Annotated in this window: 2 protein-coding genes; both read right to left on the reverse strand. The window is 65.4% G+C overall.

The features are described from left to right. On the reverse strand, positions 1-263 hold a 263-nt coding region (locus PG888_RS22985), incomplete at its 3' end, for a TniQ family protein (RefSeq protein ID WP_270694484.1). Continuing rightward, on the reverse strand, positions 260-811 hold a 552-nt coding region (locus PG888_RS22990), incomplete at its 5' end, for a TniB family NTP-binding protein (protein ID WP_270694482.1). The genes PG888_RS22985 and PG888_RS22990, both read right to left, overlap by 4 nt.

Here is an 811-nt window from a genome sequence, read left to right on the forward strand (position 1 = left end):
CTGTCCAGTAGCCAAGGCACCCATCCGGCGAAACTCATACAGCGCAGCCGGTCCAGCTCGATGCCGCTCCGCTGGGAAAGCAACGCCAGCAGCGAGAGTGGTGGCGCGGTGTCCAGGTCATCGACCTGGCCGTGACCAAGATCGTGCTCCAGCAGGTCGGGCTCCTCCATGTGATAGCAAAGGGCCACGCGGTTGAGCCATGAGGACAGCGCCTCGCCTTCTTTCGGGGCGGGATGCAGCGGCCAGCGCGGCGCAGGCTTCACATCAGTTCCCGCTCGAATTGCCGCCGCCGCTCGCTGGGTCCGGTGTAAACGGCCATGCTGAGTGTGCGATGGTTGATCGCTTCCTCGCCGCTCTCCACGGCGACGATGGCCGCCGCCATCAGCAAGTGCGCCAGTTCCCCTATGGTGCCCTCGCTGCGTGTGAGCAGGTAGCGAGCCATGTCCAGCGTGGCAATTGGGGAAGGCCGGCGCAGCGGGAGCGAAGCGGCGAAGCTGGCCAGCAGTGAGCAGCAATCGTCGTTGGCCTCCCATACCGGCAGCATCATCGGCTCGAAGCGATTTTCCAACTGGTCATCGGAGCGGATGGCTAGGTAGGCGTCGCGCGTGCCTACCCCAACCAACGGGATGCGCAGTTCGTTGCCGAGGAAGCGCAGCAGGTTGAGGAATTCCCGGCGGTTGACGCTGTTGCCGGCCAGCACGTTGTGCAGCTCGTCGATCACCAGCATGCGCACGCCGACCTTGCGCAGCAGTGCCAGAGCCAGTTGCTCCATTTCCGGCAACCGTGGGCGTGGGCGCAGCGGCGCGCCCAT

Source organism: Aeromonas sp. QDB23 (assembly GCF_027707745.1).
Classification (GTDB): domain Bacteria; phylum Pseudomonadota; class Gammaproteobacteria; order Enterobacterales; family Aeromonadaceae; genus Aeromonas; species Aeromonas allosaccharophila.